This is a genomic window from Micrococcus sp. SL257, assembly GCF_026625585.1.
In the GTDB taxonomy this organism is placed as follows: Bacteria; Actinomycetota; Actinomycetes; order Actinomycetales; family Micrococcaceae; genus Micrococcus; species Micrococcus luteus.
This window is the reverse complement of the sequence record NZ_CP113053.1, coordinates 2,246,745-2,257,772: the sequence shown is the minus strand read 5'-3', so window position 1 is coordinate 2,257,772 and position 11,028 is coordinate 2,246,745. Positions and strand designations below refer to the sequence as shown.

Genomic DNA, 11,028 nt, shown 5'->3' with positions numbered 1-11,028 from the left:
CGACCGCGCGGGCCCTCAGCCGTCCAGGGCGGTGAGGGCCCGCGCCACGCGGGGCAGGGTCTTGCGCAGCAGACGCCGCCAGGACCCCGCGGCCAGCCCGCCGACGATCGCGTCCCGGGCCGCCGCGTCGTCGAGCGTCTCCAGGGCCATCGCCCCGAGCCACACGCGGGCCCGCCGCGCCTCGGCCGCGTCCCGGGCCAGGTCGGGCACCTTCTGCTCGCCGTGCCACAACGCCAGGTAGGCGACGTTGAGGGCCGGGTCCCACGCGCACGCGAGGTCCCAGTCGAGCACACCGGCCAGCGCCCAGCGCAGCGGGGCGCGCGGGTCCTCGTCCTCGGGCACGGCACGCCAGCGCATGTTGTGCCCGGCCAGGTCGCCGTGCACGAGCGACGGCGGCACGGGCGGCGCGGCGGTCCACGTCGTCACCGCGTCCGTGAGGGCGGCCACCGCGTCCGGCCACGCCTCGGCGCCCAGCCGTGCGTCGACGTCGTGGCCCTCCCACGCCTCCAGGCGCGCGGCGACCGCCCCCGGCAGCGCCGCGACGTGCCGGGCGCGCTCCGACGTCCACGGGCCGCGGAAGGCGAACGGGCGGCCGAGGTGCGGGGCGATCCGCGGGTCGGTGACGTCCACGGCGGCGAGGTCGTCGAGGACGCCGCGCAGCACGGCCGGGTCGCCCTCGTGCGGCGGGTGCGGGCCGCCCGGGAGGAAGCGCTGCAGCACCGCGGCGCCCGGGCCCGCGGGGACGGGGTCCGAGAGGGCGACCGGGACGGTCCACGGCACGTCGCGCTCGGCCAGGGCCGAGGCGAGCCCGTCGAGGAGGGCCAGGCGCCGGGGCAGGTGCGCCGCGGGGTCCCGCTCGGGCGCCCACCGCGCGGCGGGGACGGCGCCGACCTCGTGGGCCCGCGTCATCCGGAGGACGCCGACGTCCTCGAGGACGAGCACCCGGTGGAACTGCCCGCCCTCCTCCACGGACGCCGCGGGCCAGTCGGCTGTGCGGAGCCGGCGGGCGAGGGCGGGGTCGAGGCCGGGGCGGAGGTGCTGCAGGGCGCGGTGGACCAGCTCGAGCTCGCTGGGGGCAGGCGGGGAGACCACACGACCACGCTAACCCTCCCTCCGCCCTCCTCCCGGACTTTCGAACGCGATATCGGGGGAATGGGGACTTTCGAACGGGAGATAGGCCCCACCTCACGTTCGAAAGCGCCCGGGGGCAGAGGGGGCGGCGGATACTGGAGGGCATGCCCGCCACCCCGCGCACGTCCCGCTCCCCGGCCGTCCGACCCGCCCCCGCGCTGCCCGCCCCCTCGGCGCGCACGGTGCGGTGGGAGATCGCGATCGTCCTCGGCCTCTCCCTGGGGAAGTCGGCGGTCTACGCGATCGTCCAGCTCATCGACAAGGCCACCCAGGCCCCGCTCGGCGAGCAGACCACCGTCCTCAACCCGGCCCTGGCCGACCGCTGGGCCTTCGACCTGACCTACCAGCTGCTCGGCATCGGGTTCGCGCTGGTGCCGGTGGCCCTCGTGCTGCACCTGATGCACCTGCGCGGCCGGAACCCGTTCCGGGTGCTCGGCCTCGACCTGCGCCGCCCCGGCCGCGACCTGGCCTGGGGCCTGGGCCTGTTCGCGGCCATCGGGCTGGGCACGCTCGGCGTCTACGCCGCCGGCCGGGCCCTGGGGATCACGACGGCGATCGTCGGCTCGGCGCTCGGGGAGAGCTGGTACCAGGTGCCGGTCCTGCTGCTCTCCGCGCTGCGGCACGGACTGCTGGAGGAGGTCATCGTGGGCGCCTGGCTCGTCGACCGGCTCGGGTATCTGCAGCGGCTGCGCGCCGCGGGCCTGGCGCACGATCCGGCGCCGGCCGTGCCGTCGTCGTGGGTGAGCGCCGAGGGGCTGTACCTGCCGACCCGCGTGGCGGTCGTCGTGCTCGCCCTCGCGCTGCTGCGCGGGGCGTACCACCTGTACCAGGGGATCGGGCCGGGCGTGGGCAACGCCCTGATGGGCGTGGTGTTCGTGCTCGTGTTCCTGCGGGTGCGCCGGGTGATGCCGCTGGTCATCGCGCACGCGCTGCTGGACGCCGTCGGGTTCGTCGGCTACCCGCTGCTGGCGCGGGCGGGGCTGCTCGGCTGAGCGGCCCCGCCCCCGCGCTCAGAGCGTGACCTCGCCCTTCGGGGTGCGGAAGGTGACCGAGACGATGCCCGGGGTGCCGGAGGGCGCGACGTACTCGATGTTCACGTCCTGGACCTGGCCGTCCTCGTCGTCGCCGAGCCACTCGGCGAGGCGCTCGGGGGAGCCGGCGATGTTCAGGCGCTCGATGGTGGCCTGCGGCTCGGCCGCCTGCGAGGGGTGCATGTCCTCCTGACCGTCGGCCCAGCGCAGGATGAACGGCAGCTGCGGGTCCGCGAGGGTTCCCTTGACGCCGATCTGCCGCCAGGACAGCTCCCGGCCGTCCGGGAAGCGACGGTTGCCGGGGACGGCCTCACGGCCGAGGCGGCGCTCGAACCGGCCGATGTCCGGGGTGGCCACCGCCCAGCTCATCCAGCCGCCGCCCTGCTCGGTGCGGGCGCGCACGAGCTGGCCGAACGGCGCGCTGAGGGAGGCCGGGTGGTCCAGGGCCTCGACGACCTCCAGATACTGCCTGCCCGCCATGGGGAACAGGGCGTTCTGCGTGCCGAAGCGGGGGTGGACACCGCCCTTGATCCGCTCGATGCCCAGCGTCTCGGCGATGCGGGCGACCGTGGCGTCCAGGCCCTCGGGGCCGGCGGCGTAGGACACGTGGTCCATGCGACAGGTGTGCACTGCGCTGTTCCTCTCCGTTCCCGGGCTGCCCCGGGGGTTGACCTGGTGCGAGTCGCGGGGCGTCGAGCCCTTGACGGGTCGGGCGCCCCGTGCGGAGAGCGTATCCGCGGGTGACACGCGTGACGAAATCGTGGCGGGGCGGCGGGCTACACTCGGAGGCACGGTCACGAGAGTCAGCAACAGGCCCCGGCATGCTGACCGGCAACCCTCCTTCCGCGGTGGGGTGCCCCGGGTGACGACCAGGCCGGCCCCACAACGGACGCCGGCAAGCGCGGGCCGATCCCACGGCCCCTCTCGACGGCGCCGGGTCATCTCCGGCACCTCGACGACGCCGGTTCCCGGATCGGCACGTCGGCCGGCGGGCGGGGCGGCCGGGTCCGGCCCCTGAACCCCTCAGGAGGGTCCGCCATGACCGACCAGACCACCCCGACCCCCGACGCCTGGGGCTTCTCCACCGCGCAGGTCCACGCGGGCGTCGCCGTCGGCCAGCACGCCTTCGGTGCGACCGCCCTGCCGATCTTCCAGACCACCTCGTACGACTTCCCGTCCGCCCAGGTGGCCGCGGACCGGTTCGCGCTCAAGGACCTCGACCCGCTCTACACCCGCATCGGCAACCCGACGCAGGGCCCGGTGGAGGAGAAGATCGCCGCGCTCGAGGGCGGTGTGGGCGCGCTGCTGCTGGCCTCCGGTCAGGCGGCGACGACGTTCGCGATCCTCAACCTCGCCGGCGCCGGCGACCACGTGGTCGCCTCGGCCAGCCTCTACGGCGGCACGCAGAACCTGTTCAAGCACACCCTCGCCAAGGTCGGCGTCGAGACGACGTTCGTGACCGACCCGGACGACCTCGAGTCCTGGCGCGCCGCCGTCCGGCCGAACACCACGGCGTTCTTCGGCGAGACCCTCGGCAACCCGCGCGGGGACGTCCTGGACGTGCGCGCCGTCGCCGACGCCGCCCACGAGGCCGGCGTGCCGCTGATCGTGGACAACACGCTGGCCACCCCGTACCTGCTGCGGCCCATCGAGCACGGCGCCGACGTCGTCACCCACTCCGCCACGAAGTACCTCGGCGGGCACGCCGCGGCCATCGCGGGCGTGATCGTCGACGCCGGCACGTTCGACTACGCGCAGCACGCCGAGCGGTACCCCGGCTTCAACGAGCCGGACGAGTCGTACCACGGCCTCGTCTACGCGCGGGACCTCGGGGTGGGCTCGCCGCTCGGCGCCAACCTGGCCTTCATCCTCAAGGCGCGCGTGCAGCTGCTGCGCGACTACGGCTCGGCCATCTCCCCGTTCAACGCGTTCCTGGTGAACCTCGGCCTGGAGACCCTGTCCCTGCGCATGGAGCGGCAGGTGGCCAACGCGGCCGCGGTGGCGCGCTGGCTGGAGGGCCGCGACGACGTCGAGCACGTGGTCTACGCCGGCCTGGAGTCCAGCCCGTGGCACGAGCGGGCCCAGCGCTACCTGCCGAAGGGCGCGGGCGCGTTCGTCTCCTTCGAGATCGCGGGCGGCCGCGAGGCCGGGGCCGCGTTCGTGGACGGGCTCACCCTGCACCACCACGTGGCCAACATCGGCGACGTCCGCTCGCTCGTGGTGCACCCGGCCTCCACCACCCACTCCCAGCTCACCGACGACGAGCAGCGCGCCGCCGGCGTCACCCCCGGCCTGGTGCGGCTCTCGCTCGGCGTGGAGGACATCGAGGACATCCTCGCCGACCTCGAACGCGGCTTCGCGGCCGCCGCCCGCCGCGGCGACGACGACGCGGGGGAGCGGGCATGACCGCCGTCGCCACGCGTCCGTCGCGCACCGCGCTGCCCCGCGGCGGCCGCCACCGTCTGCGGGTCGGCGAGCTGCGCACCGAGACCGGCGGGCTGCTGCCCGACGTCGAGCTGGCCTACGAGACCTGGGGCACCCTCGCCGCCGACGGCGCCAACGCCGTGCTCGTGCTGCACGCCCTCACCGGCGACGCGCACGTGGCCGCGCACGAGGAGGACCCGACGCCGGGCTGGTGGGACGCCCTCGTCGGCCCGGGCCGCGCCGTGGACACGGACCGGTGGTTCGTGGTCGCCCCCGCCATGATCGGCGGCTGCCACGGCTCCACCGGGCCCTCGACGCCCGCGCCCGACGGGCGGCCCTGGGGCTCCCGGTTCCCGTTCCTCACGCTGCGGGACGCGGTCGAGGCCGAGCGGCGCCTGGCCGACCACCTCGGGATCGGCGCCTGGCGTGCCGTGATCGGCGGATCGATGGGCGGGGCCCGCGCCCTCGAGTGGGCCGCGACCCACCCCGCGCGCGTCGCCGGGGTGGGCGTGCTGGCCGCCACCGCGGCCTCCTCCGCCGACCAGATCGCGTGGGGCCAGGCGCAGACCGCGGCCATCCGCCTCGACCCGGACTTCCAGGGCGGCGACTACTACCCCGGCCCCGGCCCCGTGGCCGGCCTGGGCATCGCCCGGCGCATCGCCCACACCACCTACCGCACGGCGGGCGAGCTCGGCCAGCGGTTCGGCCGGGAACCGCAGGGCATCGAGGACCCGTTCGGCGCCGTCGTCGGGGTGCCGGGCGGGCGCGGGCGCTACGCCGTGGAGTCCTACCTGGACCACCAGGCGGCCAAGCTCACCGACCGGTTCGACGCGAACTCCTACCTCGTGGTCACCGAGGCCCTCATGGGCCACGACGTCGGGCGCGGGCGCGGCGGCGTGGCGGCGGCGCTCGCGGACTACCGGGGCCGGGCGTTCGTGGCCGCCGTCGACTCGGACCGGCTCTACCTGCCGGCCGAGTCCGAGGCGCTCGCGGCGGCGCTGCCCGCGCGGCCGCCGGTGCACACGATCGCCTCGCCCATCGGCCACGACGGCTTCCTCACCGAATACGGCCAGGTGGCCGACACGCTCAAGCGCACCCTCGCCCTCTGAACTTTCGTTCGGGAAACGGCGGCGTGTCGCGGCACTGTCGTTCGGGAAACGGCCACCGGTCCCCGCCGGCCGGGCTCAGGGCTCGACGATGTCCAGCGGCTCGGTGTGGTCCGAGCCCTGCGGCATCGGCGCGCCGAAGAGCGGCTCGGGGACGGGGCGCTTGGCCGTGACGCCGTCGCCGGAGGAGACGCCGCGGAGGCGGCGGACCACCCACGGCGCCAGGTGCGTGCGCACCCATGCGGCGTCCGACGCGCGGGCCGCGCGCCACGTGCGCGGCGCCGGCGGGGAGAGGCGCAGGTGCTCGAGGCCGTGCTCCACGCCGAGGGTGTCCAGCACCATCGCGGCGATCGTGTGGTGGCCGAGCGCAGAGAAGTGCAGGCGGTCCTCGGCCCACATCTCCCGCCGGGCGAGGTCCTTGAGCGACCACATGTCCGGCACCAGCGCGTCGTGCCGCAGCGCGATGGTGCGCACGTTCTCGTTGTAGATCGCCACGGTGCCGCGGATGCGGCCGATGACGGGCGTGCCCTTCACGTCGGTCGCGTTGAACAGCAGCACGGTGGCGCCGTCGGAGGCCAGACGCTCGACGACGGCGTCCAACCGGACCGCGATCTCGTCCGGGTCCGCGCCGCGCAGGATGTCGTTGCCGCCTGCGCAGACGCTGATGAGGTCCGGCCGCAGGGCGAGCGCCGGCTCCACCTGGTCCTCGGCGATCTGGTCCAGCAGCTTCCCGCGGACCGCCAGGTTGGCGTAGGCCAGGTCCTCGCCGGGCGGCGTCAGGCGGGAGAGCTCCTCGGCCAGGCGGTCGGCCCAGCCGCGGTGGTAGCCGGGACGGTCCGGGTCCGGGTCGCCGATGCCCTCGGAGAACGAGTCCCCGATGGCGACGTAGCGGCGCCACGGATGGGCGGCGGGGTCGTCGACCGGGGTCGCGTCGGAGGCGTGCGGAGGCTGGGAGGAGGATGGGTTACCCACGGGTAGGATTCTGCCCGCATCGCGCGGGAGGGGTCAACCTCCGGGAGGGGCCGACCGCGCCGCTCGCTAGGCTGGCGGACGTGAACGCGAACCCCACCCCCGCCGTCGAGCCCGTCGTCCGCTGGTCCCGCCCCGAGGGCGAGCGCACCGAGGACCTGCTGATCGTCCTGCACGGCTACGGCGCGAACGAGGACGACCTGTTCGGCCTCGTCCCGCACCTGCCCGAGCACGTCACGGTGGCCGCCGTGCGCGCGCCCCTGCCCCTGCAGCCGGGCTCCCACGCCTGGTTCCCGCTCTCCCAGGACCCCGTCACGGGCGAGCTGGGCTCCACCGCCGAGCCGGTCCGCGAGGCCGTCGAGGCCCTGCACGCCTGGGTGCAGGCGGTGCGCGGGGACTTCCGCACCGTCTCCCTGCTCGGCTTCTCGCAGGGCATGGCGATGGCCACGTCGCTGCTGCGCCTGGACCCGGAGGCCTACGCGTGCACCGTGGCGCTGTCCGGCTTCGTGGTGGACCCGGAGCTCACCGAGCCGCGGCTGCGCGAGCTGTTCACCCGCGACGACGACGTCGCCCGCGTCCGACCGAAGGTCTTCTGGGGCCGCGGCCAGGAGGACCCGATCATCTCCGAGCCCCGGGTCGAGGAGACCCATGCCTGGCTGAACGCCCACGTGGACCTCATGAAGATCGTCTATGCCGGGCTCGGCCACGCGATCAACGAGCAGGAGCTGGGCCACGTGAAGGAGTACCTCGCCCACATGGTGCCGCCCCGCGGCTGACGCACCGGACACGCTCGACGACGGCGCCGCGGCCGCCCGACGGGGCGTCGGCTCAGGCCTGCCCGGCCTGGACGACGAACGCCTCGCCGGCGAACTCGACGACGTCCCCGTCGTGCAGCTGGGCGCCGCGGCGCGTCTCCACCGCGCCGTTGACGGTGACGAGCCCGTCGGTGACGACGTCGCGGGCCATGGCCCCGTCGTCCACGAGGGAGGCGAGCTTGAGCGCCTGGCCGAGGCGGATGGACTCGTCACGGATGGGCAGGGGCTGGGCGTCGGGTGCGTTCGTCTCGGTCATGGTGTCCATCATGGCCGGTAGGCTGGACGGGATCGACCGGCGCGCCGCGCCGGAACGGGCCCGCCGCGTCGAAGGCGGCCGGGTGCCGTCGTCGTCGTGATCCCCTCCCGCCCCGCCGATGAGTACGGAAGTGATGCCCCCATGGCTGCCAAGTCCCCGCTGGACAACGTCATCAACCTCGCCAAGCGCCGAGGCTTCGTGTTCCAGGCCGGTGAGATCTACGGCGGTTCGCGCTCCGCGTGGGACTACGGGCCCCTGGGCGTGGAGCTGAAGGAGAACATCAAGGCCGAGTGGTGGAAGACCTTCGTGCGCTCCCGTGAGGACATGGTGGGCCTGGACTCCTCCATCATCCTGCCGCGCGCGGTGTGGGAGGCCTCCGGCCACGTCGAGACCTTCACCGACCCGCTCGTGGAGTGCACCCAGTGCCACAGGCGCCACCGCCAGGACCACCTGCTCGAGGCGTTCGAGGCCAAGAAGGGCCGGCCGGCCGAGGGCATGGCCGAGATCGTGTGCCCGGACTGCGGCACCCAGGGCGCCTGGACCGAGCCGCAGCTGTTCTCGGGCCTGGTCAAGACCTACCTCGGCCCCGTGGACAACGAGGAGGGCCTGCACTACATGCGCCCGGAGACGGCGCAGGGCATCTTCGTGAACTTCCTCAACGTGCTGGGCGCGGCCCGGAAGAAGCCGCCGTTCGGCATCGGCCAGATCGGCAAGGCGTTCCGCAACGAGATCACCCCGGGCAACTTCATCTTCCGCACCCGCGAGTTCGAGCAGATGGAGATCGAGTACTTCGTGCCGCCGGCCGAGGCGAAGCAGCACTTCGACCGCTGGGTCGAGGACTGCTGGGACTGGTTCATCGACCTCGGCATCGACCCCGCGCACCTGCGCCGCCTCGACGTGCCCGCGGAGGACCGTGCGCACTATTCGGACGGCACCATCGACCTCGAGTACGACTTCGGCTTCACCGGCGGCGACGGCTGGGGCGAGCTGATGGGCATCGCGAACCGCACCGACTACGACCTGGGCCAGCACACGACGCACTCCGGCACGAAGATGCAGTACTTCGACCAGGCGAACAACGAGCACTACACCCCGTACGTGATCGAGCCGTCCTTCGGCCTGACCCGCGCCATGATGGCGTTCCTCGTGGACGCCTATGCCGAGGACGAGGCCCCGAACGCCAAGGGCGGCGTGGACGTGCGCACCGTGCTCAAGCTGGACCCGCGCCTGGCCCCGGTCAAGGCCGCCGTGCTCCCGCTGTCGAAGAAGCCCGAGCTGCAGCCGGCCACCCAGTCCCTCGCGGCGGAGCTGCGCACCCTCTGGAACATCGAGACGGACGACTCCGGCGCGATCGGCCGTCGCTACCGCCGCCAGGACGAGATCGGCACCCCGTTCTGCATCACCGTGGACTTCGACACCCTCGAGGACCAGGCCGTGACCATCCGCGAGCGGGACACCATGGCCCAGGAGCGCGTGGCGCTGTCCCAGGTGAAGTCCTACCTGCTGGAGCGCCTGGTCAAGTGAGCGGGGACGTGACGGGAGCGGCCGGGGCCGCGGGGCATGACGACGGCGGCGCGCTGTTCGACTCCGCCGCGGTCGCCGACGGGGAGATCGTGCTGCGTCCCTGGCGGCCCGGGGACGACCTGGCCCTGCTCGAGGTGTGGGGCGACCCGGCCAACGCGCAGCAGCACCAGGACCGGGCGATGCTCGCCGAGGACGCGGAACGGCCCTGGCGCCGCGCGCTCGTGGCCGAGGACGCCGGCGTGCCGGTGGCGGCCGGCGTCGTCTACGCCTCGTCCGTGCACCCGCGGCGGCTGTGGCTGTACGTCGAGACCGCGGCCGCCGAGCGGCGCCGGGGCATCGGCCGGGCGCTCGTGGCGGCCCTGCGGGGGCTCGCCGCGGAGGCGCATGCCGCCGGCACCATCCCGACGACGGCCCTGAAGGCCCGGTTCGCCAAGGACGCCCTGGTGCCCGGCGTGGCCGGCGCCGACCCGCAGACCGAGGCCGACGGTGCGACGGGCCGCCCGCCCGTGGACACGGAGGCCGTGCGGTCCCAGACCGCCGCACTGGCCGCCGGCACCGAGGCGTTCCTCGTGGCCCAGGGCTTCACCCCCGTGCAGCGCTCCCGCCGCGTCGCGATCGCCCCGGGGGCCATCGGCCTGCCGGATGTGCGCGGGGAGGAGCACCCGGACGGCGTGGTCCTCGAGGAGGCCTCGACCGGCTCCGTCGAGCTGACGCAGGCGGTCGCCGCGTTCTATGACGCCGTGCACGCGTGGGACCCGTCGACCCTGAGCGTCGGGGCCGCCCAGCAGCTGCTGCTGGGCCCGGCCACCGGGGCCGCGGGCGCCGTCGTGCTCCGCGACGCGCCGAAGGCCGAGGGCGGGCGCATCCGCGCGTTCGCGGTGTCCTACACCCCGGAGCGCCAGGACGCGCCGGCCGATGTGCTCGTGGGCTGGGATCCGGAGCTGGGGGAGGAGGACGCGCTGCAGGCCGTGGCCGACCTGCTCGCCCTGCTCGTGGCCCAGTACCCCGTGCAGATCGAGGTGGACGAGGCGATGGCCCCGCTGGAGCGGATCGTGGACGGGCTCATCGGCGGCAACGCGGCGCGGACGCTGGTGGACACGTACGTGTTCGTGGACGACGCGCCGGGCGCGTGAACCGGGCGGCCGTAGCGGACCGCCGGCGCACCCGCACCCTGCGGGGCACCGTCCTGGCGGTGGCCCTGCTCAACGGCGCCTACCTGGTGGTCGAGATCATCCTGGCGGTGGGGATCGGCTCGGTGGCCCTCGTGGCGGACTCCGTCGACTTCTTCGAGGACTTCGCCGTCAACCTGCTGATCTTCGTGGCGCTCGGGTGGACGGCGGCCCGGCAGGCGGTCATCGGCAAGGTCATGGCCGGGATCATCGTGCTGCCGGCCGTGGCGGCGCTCGTCATGGCGGCCACGAAGATCGGCGACCCCGAGCCGCCGGCCGCGGGCGTGCTGCTGGGGGCGGCCGTCGGCTCGCTCCTCGTGAACATCGTGTGCGTGGTCCTGCTGGCCCGCGTCCGCGTCGACGGCGGCTCCCTCACCCGGGCGGCCTGGCTCGCGGCGCGCAACGACCTCGTGGCCGGCGTCGTGCTGATCGCCCTGTCCGGGATCACGGTGCTGACGGCGTCGGGCTGGGCGGACATCATCGTGGGCGTGCTTCTCGTGCTGCTCAACGGCTCCGCCGCCAAGGAGATCTGGGAGGCCGCGACCGAGGAGCACCTGGCGGCCCAGGCCCTCGCCGGCGAGGTCGACGACGACTGAGCGGTTC

The 11,028-nt window shown here is 74.6% G+C and carries 11 protein-coding genes and 1 riboswitch; of the genes, 7 read left to right on the top strand and 4 right to left on the bottom strand.

Features of this window, described 5'->3' with window-relative positions; all coding sequences use genetic code 11:
* Nucleotides 1-15: 15 nt before the first annotated feature.
* Nucleotides 16-1,092: a phosphotransferase family protein gene (locus OVA32_RS10475; protein ID WP_041103537.1), complete on the bottom strand. Its 1,077-nt coding sequence runs from the start codon at nucleotides 1,090-1,092 to the stop codon at nucleotides 16-18.
* A gap of 143 nt (nucleotides 1,093-1,235) precedes the next feature.
* On the opposite strand from OVA32_RS10475, the gene OVA32_RS10470 reads away from it, so the two are divergent.
* The gene (locus tag OVA32_RS10470; RefSeq protein ID WP_267714359.1) at nucleotides 1,236-2,123 is read left to right on the top strand and encodes a type II CAAX prenyl endopeptidase Rce1 family protein; all 888 of its coding nucleotides are present in this window, start codon (nucleotides 1,236-1,238) and stop codon (nucleotides 2,121-2,123) included.
* A gap of 18 nt (nucleotides 2,124-2,141) precedes the next feature.
* Here OVA32_RS10470 and OVA32_RS10465 read toward each other — a convergent pair whose 3' ends face one another.
* On the bottom strand, nucleotides 2,142-2,777 hold the full coding sequence (locus OVA32_RS10465; protein ID WP_080772560.1) for a VOC family protein: 636 nt from the start codon (nucleotides 2,775-2,777) through the stop codon (nucleotides 2,142-2,144).
* 177 nt (nucleotides 2,778-2,954) lie between these two features.
* Nucleotides 2,955-3,070, top strand: a riboswitch (SAM riboswitch).
* 130 nt (nucleotides 3,071-3,200) lie between these two features.
* Here OVA32_RS10465 and OVA32_RS10460 point away from each other — a divergent pair.
* Nucleotides 3,201-4,568 (top strand): bifunctional o-acetylhomoserine/o-acetylserine sulfhydrylase, encoded by a 1,368-nt coding sequence (locus OVA32_RS10460; RefSeq protein ID WP_087114695.1) that lies wholly within the window; start codon nucleotides 3,201-3,203, stop codon nucleotides 4,566-4,568.
* Nucleotides 4,565-5,695 (top strand): homoserine O-acetyltransferase MetX, encoded by a 1,131-nt coding sequence (metX, locus tag OVA32_RS10455; protein WP_041103534.1) that lies wholly within the window; start codon nucleotides 4,565-4,567, stop codon nucleotides 5,693-5,695. Before OVA32_RS10460 ends, metX begins: the two co-directional genes overlap by 4 nt.
* A 75-nt stretch (nucleotides 5,696-5,770) precedes the next feature.
* On the opposite strand, the gene OVA32_RS10450 is transcribed toward metX, so the two are convergent.
* Nucleotides 5,771-6,664, bottom strand: coding sequence for an SGNH/GDSL hydrolase family protein (locus tag OVA32_RS10450; RefSeq protein ID WP_041103533.1), 894 nt, complete (start codon nucleotides 6,662-6,664; stop codon nucleotides 5,771-5,773).
* An 80-nt stretch (nucleotides 6,665-6,744) separates the two neighbouring features.
* Between OVA32_RS10450 and OVA32_RS10445 the strand changes: the two genes are divergently transcribed.
* Nucleotides 6,745-7,437 carry an alpha/beta hydrolase gene (locus tag OVA32_RS10445; protein WP_036340883.1) on the top strand — a complete coding sequence of 231 codons (693 nt, stop codon included), beginning with the start codon at nucleotides 6,745-6,747 and terminating at the stop codon, nucleotides 7,435-7,437.
* 52 nt (nucleotides 7,438-7,489) lie between these two features.
* Here the strand turns inward: OVA32_RS10445 and OVA32_RS10440 are convergent, their stop codons facing one another.
* Nucleotides 7,490-7,732: an RNA-binding S4 domain-containing protein gene (locus OVA32_RS10440; protein WP_041103532.1), complete on the bottom strand. Its 243-nt coding sequence runs from the start codon at nucleotides 7,730-7,732 to the stop codon at nucleotides 7,490-7,492.
* Between the two features lie 141 nt (nucleotides 7,733-7,873).
* On the opposite strand from OVA32_RS10440, the gene OVA32_RS10435 reads away from it, so the two are divergent.
* Genes OVA32_RS10435 through OVA32_RS10425 form a run of 3 tightly spaced genes read left to right on the top strand, consistent with a single transcriptional unit; the run spans nucleotide 7,874 to nucleotide 11,021 of the window.
* A complete protein-coding gene (locus OVA32_RS10435; RefSeq protein ID WP_041103531.1) occupies nucleotides 7,874-9,256 on the top strand; it encodes a glycine--tRNA ligase in 1,383 nt (460 codons plus the stop codon).
* Nucleotides 9,253-10,389: a GNAT family N-acetyltransferase gene (locus OVA32_RS10430; RefSeq protein ID WP_041103530.1), complete on the top strand. Its 1,137-nt coding sequence runs from the start codon at nucleotides 9,253-9,255 to the stop codon at nucleotides 10,387-10,389. Before OVA32_RS10435 ends, OVA32_RS10430 begins: the two co-directional genes overlap by 4 nt.
* Nucleotides 10,386-11,021 carry a cation transporter gene (locus OVA32_RS10425; protein WP_041103529.1) on the top strand — a complete coding sequence of 212 codons (636 nt, stop codon included), beginning with the start codon at nucleotides 10,386-10,388 and terminating at the stop codon, nucleotides 11,019-11,021. Before OVA32_RS10430 ends, OVA32_RS10425 begins: the two co-directional genes overlap by 4 nt.
* The last annotated feature ends 7 nt before the right edge of the window (nucleotides 11,022-11,028 follow it).